The organism is Streptomyces sp. NPDC047028 (genome assembly GCF_040644095.1).
In the GTDB taxonomy this organism is placed as follows: domain Bacteria; phylum Actinomycetota; class Actinomycetes; order Streptomycetales; family Streptomycetaceae; genus Streptomyces.
The window spans coordinates 23,555-39,300 of the sequence record NZ_JBEYVS010000038.1; the positions used below are offsets into that span (position 1 = coordinate 23,555).

Annotated in this window: 13 protein-coding genes; 10 read left to right on the top strand and 3 right to left on the bottom strand. The window is 72.7% G+C overall.

Features of this window, described 5'->3' with window-relative positions:
• The first annotated feature begins 2 nt into the window (after positions 1 to 2).
• The 4 genes from ABZ854_RS28395 to asnB all read left to right on the top strand — a co-directional run bounded on the left by ABZ854_RS28395 (position 3) and on the right by asnB (position 7,050).
• A complete protein-coding gene (locus ABZ854_RS28395; RefSeq protein ID WP_361216035.1) occupies positions 3 to 2,963 on the top strand; it encodes a thioester reductase domain-containing protein in 2,961 nt (986 codons plus the stop codon).
• A complete protein-coding gene (locus ABZ854_RS28400) occupies positions 2,960 to 4,099 on the top strand; it encodes an alpha/beta fold hydrolase (protein WP_361216038.1) in 1,140 nt (379 codons plus the stop codon). The genes ABZ854_RS28395 and ABZ854_RS28400 overlap by 4 nt, the downstream gene beginning before the upstream one ends.
• Before the next feature lie 63 nt (positions 4,100 to 4,162).
• Positions 4,163 to 4,942, top strand: a complete 780-nt coding sequence (locus tag ABZ854_RS28405; protein WP_361216041.1) for an alpha/beta fold hydrolase — start codon at positions 4,163 to 4,165, stop codon at positions 4,940 to 4,942.
• Between the two features lie 266 nt (positions 4,943 to 5,208).
• Complete coding sequence (gene asnB / locus ABZ854_RS28410; protein ID WP_361216044.1) at positions 5,209 to 7,050, top strand: asparagine synthase (glutamine-hydrolyzing); 1,842 nt, start codon at positions 5,209 to 5,211, stop codon at positions 7,048 to 7,050.
• Between the two features lie 23 nt (positions 7,051 to 7,073).
• Here the strand turns inward: asnB and ABZ854_RS28415 are convergent, their stop codons facing one another.
• Positions 7,074 to 8,675: an alpha/beta hydrolase gene (locus ABZ854_RS28415; protein WP_361216046.1), complete on the bottom strand. Its 1,602-nt coding sequence runs from the start codon at positions 8,673 to 8,675 to the stop codon at positions 7,074 to 7,076.
• Between the two features lie 325 nt (positions 8,676 to 9,000).
• Between ABZ854_RS28415 and ABZ854_RS28420 the strand changes: the two genes are divergently transcribed.
• The 3 genes from ABZ854_RS28420 (at position 9,001) to ABZ854_RS28430 (ending at position 11,625) form a co-directional block, all read left to right on the top strand.
• The gene (locus ABZ854_RS28420; protein ID WP_361216049.1) at positions 9,001 to 9,696 is read left to right on the top strand and encodes a chaplin; all 696 of its coding nucleotides are present in this window, start codon (positions 9,001 to 9,003) and stop codon (positions 9,694 to 9,696) included.
• A 236-nt stretch (positions 9,697 to 9,932) separates the two neighbouring features.
• Entirely contained in the window at positions 9,933 to 10,787 is an 855-nt protein-coding gene (locus ABZ854_RS28425; RefSeq protein ID WP_361216051.1) for a GNAT family N-acetyltransferase, read from the top strand.
• 58 nt (positions 10,788 to 10,845) lie between these two features.
• Positions 10,846 to 11,625, top strand: coding sequence for a GNAT family N-acetyltransferase (locus tag ABZ854_RS28430; protein WP_361216054.1), 780 nt, complete (start codon positions 10,846 to 10,848; stop codon positions 11,623 to 11,625).
• Positions 11,626 to 11,667: 42 nt separating this feature from the next.
• Here ABZ854_RS28430 and ABZ854_RS28435 read toward each other — a convergent pair whose 3' ends face one another.
• Positions 11,668 to 11,934: a GlsB/YeaQ/YmgE family stress response membrane protein gene (locus tag ABZ854_RS28435; protein ID WP_361216057.1), complete on the bottom strand. Its 267-nt coding sequence runs from the start codon at positions 11,932 to 11,934 to the stop codon at positions 11,668 to 11,670.
• A gap of 218 nt (positions 11,935 to 12,152) precedes the next feature.
• Between ABZ854_RS28435 and ABZ854_RS28440 the strand changes: the two genes are divergently transcribed.
• The 3 genes from ABZ854_RS28440 to ABZ854_RS28450 all read left to right on the top strand — a co-directional run bounded on the left by ABZ854_RS28440 (position 12,153) and on the right by ABZ854_RS28450 (position 15,020).
• Positions 12,153 to 13,610, top strand: coding sequence for a hydrolase (locus tag ABZ854_RS28440; protein WP_361216059.1), 1,458 nt, complete (start codon positions 12,153 to 12,155; stop codon positions 13,608 to 13,610).
• Positions 13,611 to 13,920: 310 nt separating this feature from the next.
• Positions 13,921 to 14,496, top strand: a complete 576-nt coding sequence (locus ABZ854_RS28445) for a GNAT family N-acetyltransferase (RefSeq protein WP_361216062.1) — start codon at positions 13,921 to 13,923, stop codon at positions 14,494 to 14,496.
• A 62-nt stretch (positions 14,497 to 14,558) separates the two neighbouring features.
• Positions 14,559 to 15,020, top strand: coding sequence for an SRPBCC family protein (locus ABZ854_RS28450; RefSeq protein WP_361216063.1), 462 nt, complete (start codon positions 14,559 to 14,561; stop codon positions 15,018 to 15,020).
• 118 nt (positions 15,021 to 15,138) lie between these two features.
• Here ABZ854_RS28450 and ABZ854_RS28455 read toward each other — a convergent pair whose 3' ends face one another.
• A complete protein-coding gene (locus ABZ854_RS28455; RefSeq protein WP_361216066.1) occupies positions 15,139 to 15,576 on the bottom strand; it encodes an SPW repeat protein in 438 nt (145 codons plus the stop codon).
• Positions 15,577 to 15,746: the final 170 nt, after the last annotated feature.

Here is a 15,746-nt window from a genome sequence, read left to right on the forward strand (position 1 = left end):
ACATGAACGAGGACCCGGCGTACGGCGCCCAGCGGGCGCTCGCCGAGTCGATCGAACGGGGCGGCGGCCCCGGCATCACCGACCTGCTGGCCAAGGTACGCGCGGCGAACCCGACCGGGGCACCGGCCCCGCCCGCCGCACCGGCAGGCGGCGAGGCACCGGCCCGCGCCGAGCGGACCGCTGTCGCCGGGGCACCGGCCACTGCCGAGACGCCGGCCGCCGCCGACGACGTACGGGACCCGGCCGAGCATCCCGCCTTGGCTGAGGCGGTGGTCCCGTCCGTAGCGTCGGCTCAGGCCGCACGGTCCGGCTCGGCCGAGACGTCGGCTCAGGCTGAGCAGGGTGCCCCTGCGGTGGGGCGGGCCGAGCAGGTGGGGGCACGGGCTCCGGGGGATGCGCCGGCTCGGGCCGAGCAGCCGGACACCGCCGACCACGCTGACCTGGCGGCGGTGTCGGACCCGGCCGAGCGTGCCGCCCCGGGTGGGGTCTCGGCGCGCGCCGAGCAGCCGGCTCCTGCCGGGACGCCCGCCCCGGCTGAGGTGCGGGCCCCGGCCGCGCAGTACAGGCCTCCTGGGCAGCTCTCATCCTCAGGGGAGGTCGCCCCTCTTGAGCGCCCCGATTCCGCCGAGGCGTCCGCTCCGGTGGCGGTGCCGGTTCCGCCCGGCGCACGCGTCCCGGTCGCCACGCCGGACGCCGACGGCCTGGTGGCCGTCATCGTCGCTGCCGCCGGGCGGCATCTGCCCTCCGGGCGGCTCGCGGCCGACGCCGACTTCTTCGACGCTGGTGGGACGTCCGTCGACGCCGTGGAGCTGGTGGCCGAACTGGAGGCCGAGCTGGGCATCGAGGTCGACCTGGACGAGGTGTTCGCGGACGCCCGCCCGATGAGTCTGGCGCGCCGCTGGCTGCCCCTGCTCGGCGGACCCATACCCGTGGCGGCGCCGCCCCAGCCCCCCGCCGTCCCGGAAGGAACCGTTGCCCTACCCGGCCCGGTCGCTTCAGCCGGCCTCTCCGCGTCCGCACCCGGTACGGCCGGTACGGCCGGTCCTGCGGCTCGGGTGGCCTCCGGAAGTTTCCCGGCGACCGAGTCGGCGACCACCGGCACGCCCGCGCCCGTGCGTCCGCCCCACACCCGGGCCCGCCAGGAGGACCTCGACCGCATCCTCGCCGACCTGGCGCTCGCCGACCGGCTGCCCTTCACCGACGTGCCCGAGCCGTTGCCGCCCCGCCGCGTCCTGCTGACCGGGGCGACCGGGTTCCTCGGCAGTCACATGCTGCTCGACCTGCTGCGGCACAGCGACGCCCACGTGTACTGCCTGGTCCGCGCTGACGACGAGGCGGCGGCGGCCACCCGGCTCGGCGAGCAACTGCGCAGCTACCGGCTGCCCTGGTCCGGCGAGGTGCGCCGCCGGATCACCGTGCTCCCAGGCGACATCCGCCGGCCCCGCCTCGGCCTGGACGAGGAGCGCTGGCTCACCCTCGCGCACGAACTCGACAGTGTCGTCGGCGTGGCGGCGGCCGTGGACTTCCTGCGCGGCTATCACTCGTTGCGCGGCAGCAACGTCCTCGGCGCCCTCACCCTCGCCGAACTCGCCGTGACCGGACGGCCCAAGCCGCTGCACCACATCTCGTCCATCGCCGTCTTCAACGAGGTCGGCATCACGGCGATGGGCGAGGACGACCCCCTCGCCCACGTCGACCGGCTCGTCTCGGGCTACGACCAGTCCAAGTGGGCCGCCGAGGTCGCGCTGCGCCGCGCCCGCGACCACGGACTCGTCGTCACCGCGCTGCGCCCCGGCGGAATCGGCGGCCACACCCGCACCGGCGCCTACAACCCGCAGGACCTCAGCAGCGGCCTGATCTCGGCGTTCGGCCGCCTCCGCACCGTACCGGTGTTCCGCAGCCTGAACGCGGCTCCGGTGGACTGGGTGAGCCGGGTCGCGGTCGCCGCGGTCCTCGAACCCGACGCGTGGGGCTTCGACTACAACCTCACCGGCGTGCCCAACACCCTCGACGACGTCGTCCGGGACATGGCGTTCGGCGGCATGCACGTGCGCGTCCAGGACTGGGACGAGTGGCGCACCGACACCCTCGCCCGGCTGGAAGCCGAGCCCGTCCCCCAACTCGCTTTTCTGTCCCGCGTGTTGCAGAGCCCCACCGCGCTCAAGCTGTGCGAGGCGACCCTCACGGGCCCCGCCGCCGGAACCGAACGCACCGACGCCCTGGTCGCCGCCCTCGGCCTCGAACCCGCGGCCCGCTACGACGCCCGCGCCCAGCTGAAGACCTTCGAGAAGCTCGCCGACGACGGGCTGGCCCGGCTGCCTCACAAGGACGACCAGCCCTACCTGTGGTTCGCCGAGACCACCGAGGGAACGGTCGGCCCGGTCGGCGCGAGCGCCGACGTGCCCTGCTCGATGGCGCTGACCCTGTCCATCGCGAGCATGTACCAGCTGGTCACGGAGCGCCGGGTCGACGTCACCGGCGCGGTGACCTGCACCGCCGTCCATCCCGGACCGCTCACCGTGGAGCGCGGCGACGTGTGGGTCCGGCCCGAGGAGGGCATCCCCCAGCAGCACGGCATGCGCCACCAACTCCTGTGCTACCGACTCGCGTTGCGCGACGCCGACGGCGGCCGGTGGTGGCTGGAGGGCCGCAAGTACGCCCGGGCCCGCCGCGACCTGTGGCGGCAGACCCGCGCGCTCACCGTGGAGATCGGCCGCGAGGGCGAGGCCGCGAGTCTGCTCGGCGAGGTCGTCGTACCCGCCGACTCCTACGTCCGCGACCAGATCGACGGAATCCGGGTGGACCCGCGCCTGACCGCCCGGGAGAAGCGTGCCGCCAAACTGACCTGGCTCGCCTGGTTCGGCCTGGAGATGGGCCGAGGCCTCGCCGCCCCGTTCGCCCGGGCCGCAGCGGACCTGCTCGACCTGCGCCGGACCCCGACCCTCACGGAGCACCAGCGATGATCTTCAAGGCCACCCCCGCCCGGACGGCCCGCCCCGCGCTCCGCAAGGTGCGCACCGGCGCCGCCCTGCGCCCCCTGCGCCACCGCCTCGACCCGGCCCGCGTCGAGGACGTCCCGTTCCGCGCGAGCGACGGCGTCCGGCTCGGCCTGACCCGCGTCGACGGCGGTACGCCGGACCGGCCCGCCGTCCTGCTGCTGCACGGACACACCGCCTCCGCAGACATGTTCACGCTGCCCGAGACCCGCAACCTCGTCGACGTCCTCCTGAGCGACGGCTACGAGCCCTGGCTGCTGGACTGGCGGGGCAGTTGCCGGCTGCCGTACAACGAGTCGGGCGGCCGCTACACCTACGACGACGTCGCCCTGTACGACATCCCCGAGGCCGTCGCCCGCATCCGGGAGCGCATCGGGGACCGGCCGCTGTTCGTGGTCGCCCACTGCATCGGCGCGCTGTCCCTCTCACTGAGCATGACGGCCGGGCTGGTGCCGGGTCTCGCCGGTGTCGTGACCCAGGGCGTGTTCCTCACGCCCAAGCTGGCGGGCCGGACCTCGCTCAGGATGTCCGTGGCGGGAGAGCTGCTCAAGACGCGGATCGACCACATCCCGGTCGACTTCCGCAGGGTCGGCCTGTGGTCGAAGTACACGCCGCTGTTCGCGCTCGCCTCGCGCGGGGCGGGCTGCCCGGACCCCACCTGCCAGATCCTGCACAACTCGGCCTGGGGGAGCGGCGCCTCGCTGTTCCGGCACGAGAACCTCGCCGAGGCGACCCACGACCGGCTCGCCGAACTGCTCGGTCCCGCCCCGCTGTGGATCCTGCCCCACCTGCGCCGGATCGAGCTGGCCCGCAGCGTGGTCCGCTGGCACGACACCGACCACCGCTACCGGGCCCTCCCGCCCAACGCGCTCGACGCCGCCGGCCGCATCGACACGCCGCTGCTGCTGCTCTCGGGCAGCGACAACGGGCTGTGGCTGGACTCGCAGAAGCTCTGCCACCAGGTGCTGGTCCACCGGCAGCCCCGACTGGACGTTTCCTACACCGAGATCCCCGGCTACGGCCACCTGGACACCTTCCTGGGCCGGGGCGCCGCCCTCGACGTGTTCGGGCACATCCTCGAATTCCTCGGCGCACACCGGTGACGATCACCGCACCGGCCGTCTAGCCTACCCGTCAGTAACCCATGTGACCCCAGGAGGCGCCCCATGCCGCAGCTCGACGTCGACGGCGCGAGACTCACCTACGACGACGAAGGCCCCCGCGACGGCGTCGGCGCGCCCCTGGTGTTCGTACACGGCTGGACGGCCGACCGGCACCGCTGGGACCACCAGACCGAGCACTTCTCCGCCGGGCGCCGGGTGATCCGCCTGGATCTGCGCGGGCACGGCGAGAGCGACGGTGCAGGCTCGCCCACCATCGAGGCCCTGGCGGCGGACGTGCTGGCCCTGCTGGACCACCTCGGCGTGGACCGCTGCGTCCTGATCGGGCACTCCATGGGCGGGATGATCGCCCAGACCATCGCCCTGTCCCATCCCGAACGGGTCGAGCGCCTGGTGCTGGTCAACTCCATCAGCCGCATGACCTACAGCCGGGGCCGGGGCCTGCTGATGGCGGTCTCCACGCTGGTGCCGTTCAAGCTGTTCGTCGCCGCCAACATCCAGCGCGCCTTCGCCCCCGGTCACCCCCGCGAGGAGATCCGGGCATGCGTCGAGGCGTCCGCCGCCACCCCGCGCGAGGTCGTCATGACCTGCTACGGGGCGATGCGCGCCTTCGACGTCCTCGACCGCGTCGGGGAGATCCGCGTTCCCACCCTGCTGGTGCACGGCTACCACGACATCCAGCTGCCGGTGGCGCAGATGCTGCGCATGGCGAAGGCCTACCCCGACGCGGTCGTCCGCATCGTCGACGCCGGCCACGAACTGCCCCTGGAGAAGCCCGCCGAGCTGACCGCCGCCCTGGACGCGTTCCTCGCCCCGAAGGAGTGACGATCCGGGCCTTGGCGAAGTTTTTGCCCGTGGCCGGTTCCGGACGGGACCGGCCCGGTACGACCGCCGACGCTCGCCCTCGCGCGGGCAAAACGCGGCCGAAACCGGGTGGGAGCGGCAGCCGGCCGTGCCGTGACCGCGTTGACCGCCACGGGCGCCTGACGGAGGCTCGCCACATAGGTGCTTGATACAACTGGTTTGGCGGCCCTCCCCGTCCCCTGCGCGTCACGGAGACGGCCGCCCGCCCGAGGCAGGAGGAAGCGCGTATGTGCGGCATCACCGGCTGGGTCTCCTTCGACCGCGACCTGACCACCGAGGCCACGACCCTCCAGGCGATGACCGAGACGATGGCCTGCCGCGGCCCGGACGACCGCGGCACCTGGGCCGAGGGACCCGCCGCCCTCGGCCACCGCCGGCTCGCCATCATCGACCTCCCCGGCGGCCGCCAGCCCATGACGGCGCGGACGCCCGAGGGAACCGTCGCCCTCGTCTACTCCGGCGAGACCTACAACTACACCGAACTGCGCCGTCAACTCACCGACCGCGGACACCGTTTCACCACCGACTCCGACACCGAGGTCGTGCTGCGCGGCTACCTCGAATGGGGCGATGCCGTCGCCGAACGGCTCAACGGCATGTACGCGTTCGCCATCTGGGACGGCCGCCACGACAAGCTCGTGATGATCCGCGACCGCATGGGCATCAAGCCGTTCTACTGCCACCCCACCCCCGACGGCGTCCTGTTCGGCTCCGAACCCAAGGCCATCCTCGCCAACCCGCTGGCCCGCCCGCGCGTCGGCCTGGACGGCCTGCGCGAGCTGTTCGTCCTCGTGAAGACACCCGGCCACGCCGTATGGGACGGCATGCGCGAGGTCGAACCCGGCACCGTCGTCACCGTCGACCGCTCCGGCCTGACAACCCGGGTCTACTGGAGCCTTCAGACCCGCCCGCACACCGACGACCGCGACACCACCATCGCCACCGTCCGCGAACTCCTCGACGACATCGTGCGCCGCCAGCTCGTCGCCGACGTCCCGCGCTGCACCCTGCTCTCCGGCGGCCTCGACTCCTCCGCCATGACCGCGCTCGCCGCCGGACAGCTCGGCGAACACGGCGAGCGGGTCCGCAGCTTCGCCGTCGACTTCGTCGGCCAGGCCGACAACTTCATCGCCGACGAACTGCGCGGCACCCCCGACACGCCCTTCGTGCACGACGTGGCCCGCCTCGCCCGCACCGACCACCAGGACATCGTCCTCGACGCCGACTCCCTCGCCGACCCCGCCGTACGCGCGCAGGTGATCCGCGCCCGCGACCTGCCGGCCGGCTTCGGCGACATGGACGCCTCCCTGCTGCTCCTCTTCCGAGCCATCCGCGACCAGTCCACGGTCGCCCTGTCCGGCGAGTCCGCCGACGAGGTCTTCGGCGGCTACCTGCAGTTCTTCGACGAGGAGGCCCGCCGCGCCGACACCTTCCCCTGGCTGGCCAGCTTCGGCCGCCACTTCGGCGAGGACGCCGGCATCCTGCGCGGCGACGTCACCAAGGCCCTGGACCTGCCGGCGTACATCGCCGACGGCTACCGCACCGCCGTCACCGGCATCCAGCGCCTCGACGGCGAGAGCGACTTCGAGTACCGCATGCGGCAGATCTGCCACCTGCACCTGACCCGGTTCGTCCGTGCCCTGCTCGACCGCAAGGACCGCATGAGCATGGCCGTCGGCCTGGAGGTCCGCGTCCCCTTCTGCGACCACCGCCTCGTCGAGTACGTCTACAACACGCCCTGGTCCCTGAAGTCCTTCGACGGCCGCGAGAAGAGCCTGCTCCGGGAGGCCACCGCCGACGTCCTGCCACGCTCTGTCTACGACCGTGTCAAGAGCCCCTACCCGTCCACCCAGGACCCGCGCTACGCCCGCGCCCTCCAGGACCAGGCCAAGGACCTGCTCTCCCGGCCCTCCCACCGCGTCTTCGACCTCGTCGACCGGGAGAAGGTCCAGCGGGCCGCCGACCGCGACACCCCCGTCAGCGCCCAGGCGGACCGGCGCGGCCTGGAACGCACCCTCGACCTCGCGGGCTGGCTGGACCAGTACTCCCCGGAACTGACCCTGAGCTGAGCCCGCCCACGCGGCGCCCCGGATCAGTCGCCGGTGTCCGGCACCGTGCTCCAGGGCGTCACGTCGGCCGGGCACGAGCTGCCGGACGGCGGCAGGGTGCCGTACAGCAGGAAGTCGTCGATCTTGCGGTGCACGCACTTCGACGAGGCGTAACCGGTGTGTCCCTCGCTCCGGTTGTCCAGGACCACCGCGGACGAGCCGAGCCGCCGGGCCGTCTCCACGGTCCAGCGGTACGGCGTCGCCGGGTCCCCGCGGGTGCCGACGAGCAGCATGAGCGGCGTGTGGACGTCCTTCACCCGGTCGCGGATGAAGTCCGTGCCCCTGGGCCGGCCGTAGCACATCAGCAGCTGGGTCAGCCGGTACTCGCCGAACACCGGCGACGCCTGCTCGTAGGCGGCGCGCAGGTCCTTCAGGTCCTTGGTGATCCGGGCCGCCGTCGGCCGGTCCGGATCGTCCGCGCAGTTGATCGCCATCAGCGCGGCCGGCAGGTTGTCCGCGGGCACGTCCTGCGGGGCGACCAGGCCGCCGTCCTTGCGGCGCGGCAGCGCGAAGGCACCGGAGGAGAAGCTCTCGATACGGCGGGTGTCGCCGTCCTCGACGAGTGAGCCGAGCGCCCGCTCCAGCGCCGGCCACAGCTCCTTGCTGTACAGCGCCTGCCCGATCGCGCCCACCAGGTCCTGACCGGAGAACGAACCCCCGAAGTCCCCGGGCACCGGGTTCTCGTCGAGGGAGCGCACGAGCCGTTCGACCTGCTCGCCGGCCGCGCGCCGGTCCTGGCCGAACGGGCAGGCGACGTCGGTCACGCACCAGTCGAGGAAGTCGTCCAGCGCCGTCTGCTGTCCTTCGGCGCCCGCGATGCCCTGCTCGGACAGCGGCTCGGTCAGCGTGTCCACGCCGTCCAGCGCCAGCCGGCCGACCTTGCCCGGGAACTCGGCCGCGTACACCGCGCCGAGCCGGGTGCCGTACGAGAACCCGAGGTAGTTCAGCTTCTTGTCGCCGAGGGCCCGGCGGATGACGTCCAGGTCCCGGGCGGCGTCCACGGTGCCGATGTGCCGCAGCACCGGGCCGGAGTGCCGCACGCACTGCGCGGCCATCTCCCGCAGCTGCTTCAGCAGGGCCTGCGGGTGATCGAGGTCGGTGCTCGGCCGACCGGCGTCGGAGGACTCGTCGTCCTCGCTCTCGCCGCAGCTGACGGGGGAGGAGCGGCCGACACCGCGCGGATCGAAGGTGACCACGTCGTAGCCGTCGGTCAGGTCCATGAACTGCTTGCCCGCGGCGGCGAGTTCACTGACGCCGGGACCGCCCGGACCGCCGAAGTTCAGCACCACCGAACCCCGCGACGCCCCCGTGGCCCGGTACCGGGCCAGCGCCAGGTCGAGCGTGCCCGTGCCGGGCCGGGCGTAGTCCAGGGGGACCGTCACCTTTCCGCACTGCAGGTCCTTGGGCATCTCCGGGCCCTTGCAGGCAGCCCATACGATCTTCTGCCGGTAGAACCGGGACAGGTCCGGGCCGGGGTGCCCGGCGGCGCCCACGGGCGGACCGGCCGTGAGCAGCAGGGCCAGCGCGACGACCGAGGAACCCGCGCAGCGCCGCACGGCGGACCGTGGGGACAGCTTGGCCAGCATCGATCGCCTCCCGGGGCGCCCGCAGCGGACCTGGGACGGCGCCCTCGGCTCACCATAAGCGGGCCCCGGGGGGCCCGCCTCCGGGCGAGCGGGGCTGTCCGTGATGCCGTATTATGCGCGGTTTTCCGTATGTGCCGTCCCGTTCTCCGTCCTGATCTCCGTCCCGTCTCCGCCCCGACGATCATTCGAGTGCTTTACGCGCGGTTCGAAGGACCGTGTCCTCCGATGGAGTGAAAGGCGGACAAGCCATAACCCGGATGGTGCAGTCACGGTTTGAGGAGGTGCGGGTGACAACCCGTGACCATCACTGGAAGGCAGGGAACCTATGAATCGGGCCACCCGAAACGGTGTGATCGCAGCCGTGGCGGCCTCCGGCGCGATGGCTGTGGCGCTGCCGGTGTCCTCCGCGTTCGCGGCCGACGGCGCGTTGGCCGACGGCTCCGCGACCGGCTCGCCCGGGGTGATCTCCGGCAACACGATCCAGCTTCCGGTGCACGTGCCGGTGAACGTGTGCGGCAACACCGTGAACGTGGCGGGGCTGCTCAACCCGGCCGCCGGCAACACCTGCGCGAACACCGGTTCCGCCGCGAGCGACAAGGCCGGTCACCACCGCGCGGCCGGCGCACACGGTGCGACGACCCGGAACGGCGGACCGGCCGGCCACGGCGGTGCGACGGCCGAGGGCGTCACCGAGGGGTCGCCCGGCGTGCTCTCCGGCAACGGCGTGCAGCTCCCCGTCCACCTCCCGGTGAACGTCAGCGGCAACTCGGTGAACGTGGTCGGCATCGGCAACCCGGCCGACGGCAACGTGTCGGTGAACACCTCGCAGCCACCCACACGTGAGACCCCGGCTCCCGTCAAGGCGCACCCGGCTCCCCGTGCCCTGCACCCGGTGGAGTCCGGCCCCATGCTGGCGCACACCGGCGCGGACGCGACGGCCCCCGCGCTCGCGGGCGGCGCCGCTTTCTTCCTCACGGGCGTGGCCCTGTACCGCCGCTTCCGCCCCTCCCGGAACGGCTGACACGCTCCCCGGAAAAAGACCCCATCGGCACGGCCGGTGGGGTCTTCCGCTGCGCGCACACGAGGGTTCACGGGCCAACCCGGCGTCGCGGCCGCGTCGTTGAGACACCACGTCGTCCGGACCCGGCATGGCGCGGACACCCGGTGATCGGGAAGGATGCCGTGGGGGAGCGGCCCCGCGGCCGTCCCCGTCCCGCCGCCCGAACGACTGACCGCCACGGAAACGGAGCGCAACCGATGACCTCCCCGGCCCCCCAGGACCTCGTCGTCACGCAGGCCACCCTCGCCGACTGGCCGGTGATCAGCGGATGGGCGGCGGCGGAGGGGTGGAACCCCGGAGTGTCCGACGGAGCCGCCTTCTTCGCCCAGGACCCCGACGGATTCTTCCTCGGCCGGATCGACGGGGAGCCGGTCTCGGCGATCTCCGTCGTCACCTACGGCACCGACTACGCCTTCCTCGGCTGCTACCTGGTCCGCCCCGACCTGCGCGGCCACGGCCACGGCCTCACCACCTGGAAGACGGCCCTCGCCCACGCCGGCAACCGCACCGTCGGCCTGGACGGCGTCGTCGCCCAGCAGGACAACTACCGTCAGTCCGGCTTCGAACTCGCCTACCGCACCGTCCGCTTCACCGGCACCGCCGCCGAGGCCGCCGTCCCGGCCGGCGTCCGCCCCGCCGGCCCCGCCGACCTGGCCGCCGTCACCGCCTACGACAGCGCCTGCCACCCCGCCGACCGCCCCCGCTTCCTCGCCGAGTGGCTGACCGGACCCGGTCATCGCGCCGTCGTCCGGTACGACGGCGACCGCCTCGCCGGCTACGGCGTGATCCGCCCCGGCCGCGACACCCTCCGCATCGGCCCGCTCCTCGCGGACACCGCCGACGACGCCCGTGCCCTGTTCGCCGCCCTCACCGCCGACGCGGCCGGCCGCGAGGTCGCCATCGACGTCCCCGAGCCCAACGCCGCGGGTACCGCCCTGGCCGAGGAGGCGGGCTTCACCGCCTCGTTCGAGACGGCCCGCATGTACACCGGCCCGGTCCGCGAGCACGCCCAGGAGCACGTCTTCGGCGTCACCACCCTCGAACTCGGCTGACGCCCCGGCTCCGAAATCGTGTTGCCCCCCGCCGTCACGCCTGGTGGAGTGGCCCGCGATGAACCACGCAGAGACACTCGCGCGCTACGACCGCGAGATGCGCCGGGGCGCCCGGCCCGACGGCCCCGGCGCCCGCGTCGAGCGCGCCGGAGCGGTCGTACGCCAGATCGCCGACGCACAGGGCTGGAACGGGGTCCTCTGGTCCGGCCTGGACGAGACGACCGCGGACCGGGCGATCCACGAACAGATCGCCCGGTTCACCGCGCTGGGCCGGGCGGACTTCGAATGGAAGGTCTACGGCCACGACCGGCCCGCCGACCTCGGCCGGCGCCTCACCGCCGCCGGCTTCCGCGCCGAGCCCGAGGAGACGCTGCTGGTCGGCGAGATCGCGGACCTGGCCCTGGACACCGAGCCGCCGGCCGGCATCCGTCTGGCCGAGGCCACCGACGCGGCCGGCGTCGACCGGGTCGTCGATGTGCACGAGAAGGCCTTCGGCACGGACGGCACCCGGCTGCGCCACCGGCTGCTCGCCCGGCTCGCCGCCGCCCCCGGCACGGTCGTCGCCGTCGTCGCCCTCGCCGGGGACGAACCCGTCAGCGCCGCCCGCATGGAACTGGTGCCCGGCACTCACTTCGCCGGACTGTGGGGCGGCGGCACCGTCGAGGCGTGGCGGGGCCGGGGCCTGTACCGCGCCCTGGTCACCCACCGCGCCCGCGTCGCCGCCGCCCGGGGCTACGACTTTCTCCAGGTCGACGCCTCTCCGATGAGCCGCCCCATCCTGGAACGCCTCGGCTTCCACACGCTGACCACCACGACGCCGTACGTCTACGGCCCCTGAGCACGGGTCGGCGCCGTACGTCCCCGGCTCCTGACCCACCGGTCAGCGCCGCGCCCCCCGGGACCGGTCCAGCGCGGCCACGCCCACCGCCGCCAGGGCGATCTGGATGAGCCACTCGATCCAGTCGGGCCCCTTGGTGTCGGCGACCCCGAGGGCGCCGGCGATCGCCGAGCCGATGAAGGCCGCCACGATGCCGACCACGATCGTCCACAGAATGCCGATGTGCTGCCGTCCGGGAACGACCAGGCGGCCCAGCACACCGATGACGATGCCGATGACGACGGCACTGATGATGCCCGATATCTCCATGTCCACCCCTCTGCGCGGTCTGCTCCGTCCCTGAGCCATGTGCCCGCTGAGTCCGCGAGCACGCCGCCGCGCATATTGCCGGGACTTTCTGTTCACCCCCCAGTCATGCCATGTACCTTTCAATCAATCGACGCGTGTAGAACCCTCGAGCGATTTCTACGCGCGCAGATGCGGGCGTCCCCACCGCCCCTCCCCACCCCCTCATGGAGGTTCGCCGGATGCTTGGATCCAGGAGATCCCCCCGTACACTCACCACCGCCCTGGCCGGTCTCGGACTGTTCCTCACGTCCGCGGCCCTCCAGTTCGGCGCCGGTACCACCGAGGCCCACGCGGCCACGACCCACCGGATCCTGTTCGACAACGCCCACGCCGAGACGGCCGGCAACGCGGACTGGATCATCTCCACCAGCCAGCCCGACCCGCTCGGCCAGGACTCCTCCCCGTCGGCCGAGACGGACTGGACCGGCGCCCTCTCGTCCTGGGGCGTCGCCCTGCAGAAGACGGGCGACTACAGCCTGAAGACCCTCCCGTCCGGATCGAGCCTCTCCTACGGCGGCTCCTCCTCGACCGATCTGTCGAACTTCGACACCCTCGTCCTCCCGGAGCCGAACACCCTGTTCACCGGCGCCGAGAAGACCGCGATCATGAACTTCGTCAAGAACGGCGGCGGACTGTTCATGATCTCCGACCACACCGGAGCCGACCGCAACAACGACGGCGAGGACGCCGTCGAGGTCCTCAACGACCTGATGACGAACAACAGCGTCGACTCCACCGACCCGTTCGGCTTCTCGATCGACTCGCTCAACATCGCCTCCGGCTACCCCGCCGCGATCAGCGACAGCAGTGACCCGGTCCTCCACGGCTCCTTCGGCACCGTCACCAAGAGCCTCATCGCGAACGGCACCACCGCCACCCTCAAACCGGCCGACGACTCCGGGGTGAAGGGCCTGGTGTACCGCTCGGGCTACTCGGGCAACACCGGCGCCTTCTTCCTCACCAGCACCTACGGCAGCGGCCGCGTCGCCTTCTGGGGCGACAGCTCACCGATCGACGACGGCACCGGCCAGTCCGGCAACACCCTGTACGACGGCTGGAACGACTCCGGCGCCACCAACGCCGCCCTTGCCCTCAACGCCACCGCCTGGCTGGCCGGTGAGGGCACCACCGGCGGCGGAGGCGGGGGCGGCGGCACCGGCACCTGCACCGCCGGCCAGCTCCTCGGCAACAGCGGCTTCGAGTCGGGCAACACCACCTGGAGCGCCTCCAGCGGCGTCATCACCAGCGCCGGCGGCGAATCACCCCGTTCCGGCTCGTACTACGCCTGGCTCGACGGCTACGGCACCGCCACCACCGACACGCTCTCCCAGCCGGTGACGATCCCGTCCGGCTGCTCGACGGCCTCGTTCGGCTTCTACCTCCACGTCGACACCGCCGAGACCTCCACCAGCACGGCTTACGACACCCTGAAGGCCCAGGTGCTCAACAGCTCCGGCACGGTCCTGAAGACCCTGGCGACCTACTCCAACCTGAACGCCGCCTCGGGGTACACCCGGCACGCCTTCGACCTCAGCGGCTACGCCGGGCAGAACGTCACCCTGAAGTTCACCGGCACCGAGGGCTCCAGGCTCCAGACGTCGTTCGTGCTCGACGACACCGCACTCGACGTCGGCTGAGCGGGGAGGAGGGTGGGCCGCCCCCGGCCCACCCTCCCTGCTCCCGGTGGGCGGGGGGTCAGCCCGCCGGGGGGGTGTGCTCCGGCGCGTTCCAGCCGGAGATCCTGACACGCACCGATCCGAGCAGATCGGCCGTGCGGTAGGTGGCCGCCAGCGGGGCCCGGTCATCTTCATGCCCGAGCGGGCACGACCCCGACACGCAGCCCCAGGGGACCTGAGCGGCACAACCGTCCCCGGAGGTAGTAGAGTTAGGGCAGTCGTCGTCAGCCTCCCCGGTCCGGACCAGTGTCCGCCGGGGAGGCTTTCGTTCATGACCGAGACCCACCATCCTGACGTCCGTGTCCGCCCCGCGACCGCCGCGGACCGGCCCACCGTGGAGCGGCTGTGGCCGCTGTTCCGCCACGACCTGTCCGAGTTCCGCGGCGTGCTCCCCGCGGCCGACGGCACGTTCCGCAGCGAACGCGTCGGCCACGCCTTCACCGGGCCGGGCTGGGCGCCGTACCTGTTCACCCGCGGCGACAGCCCCGCCGGGTTCGCCTTCGTACGTGCGCTGGACGCCCCGGTCCGCGTGCTGAACAGCTTCTTCGTCGTCCGGGGGGCCCGCGGGTCGGGTCTCGGACTCCGGGCCGCCCGCGAGGTGCTGACCCGGCACCCGGGTCCCTGGACGATCGCCTACCAGCACGACAACCCGGCCGCCGTCCGGTTCTGGCCCCGGGTCGCCCAGGACCTGGCCGGGGACACCTGGACCCACGAGGCCCGCCCGGTACCCGACCGCCCGGAGCTGCCCCCGGACCTGTGGATCTCGTTCACCGTGCACGCGCCGCGTCCCGCACCGGCCGGCGGCGACGGCGGTGGTGCGGAGGGAGCGAGGAGCACGCATCGTTGAACTGTCCCGCGTTCCACCGCGCGAACACGGGACGACCTGAAGTGAGCGAGCCGAGGCGGGCCATGACCGACGAACCGAGTTTCGTGTACGTCACCTACATCGCGAGCAGCGTTGAGCGGGTCTGGGCCGCGCTCACCGACGCCGATCTGACGGCCGCCTACTGGGGGCACCGCAACGTCTCCGACTGGCGGCCGGGCTCGCGCTGGGAACACGTCCGGGCCGACGGCTCGCGCGTCGCCGACGTGGTCGGCAGCGTCGTCGAGAGCACACCGCCGGCCCGGCTGGTGACCACGTGGGCCCCGCCCGGCCGGGCGGAGGGCGAGGACCGGCATTCGCGGGTGACCTTCGAGATCCGGCCGTACGAGGACGTCGTCCGGCTGACCGTCACCCACGCGGAGCTGAGTGGCGAGGACGAGTACGAGGTCGCCGCGTCCGGGTGGCCCGCCGTCCTGTCCAACCTCAAGACGCTGCTGGAGACCGGCCGGACCCTCCCGCAGGCGCCGTGGCGGATGCCCCGGAACTGAGCGCGCGGACGCGTGGACACGCCGGAGGCCGGCCCGCACAGGCGGGCCGGCCTCCCGTTCCTCGTGCCCTTCCCTTTCGCGTGTCGCCGTTCCTGCGGCTCTCCTCGTGCCGCCGTCCCTACGGCCGCGCGGCGCTCCTCGCGGACGCACCGGCGCACAGCGCCCCGAGGACGACGGCCAGCGCGCCGATGACGATGTTGTTGACGATCACGCCCGTGTCCGGGCTGCTGCCCACGATCCAGGGCGCGATGATCATCCAGACGCCCAGGGCGCACATCGCCCAGCTGAGGCCGTACATCCGCGCGGGTGCCGTGGTGAACCCCAGCGCCAGCAGGCCGATCGCGATGCCCATGATCAGGTTGTGGACCACGAGGGGCGGCTGGCTCGCCGTGTAGTGCACGATCCACGGTGAGGCCGCGCAGTACAGGCCGAGCAGGAACACCGGCCCGTCCACGAGTGCCACATCACGGCCGCCGAGCATGCGGGCGTAGCGCTCCCGCATCTCGGAGACATCGGGGTGGCTGCTGATATCGCCCCTGTGCGAGACGTTGGCCATGACTCGTCTCCTTTGACTGGCAGGCCTGACCGCGTGTTCGGTGCGGTATGCGGTAAGCGCCGCTTACCATCCATTCTGCTCTTATTTCTTCTTTATGTGTAGAGCTCGGGGCCGAACCCGACGGGCACCCGTGGCAGCCCTCGCGAAGATTTCCCGGGCGCGGTGTCGAT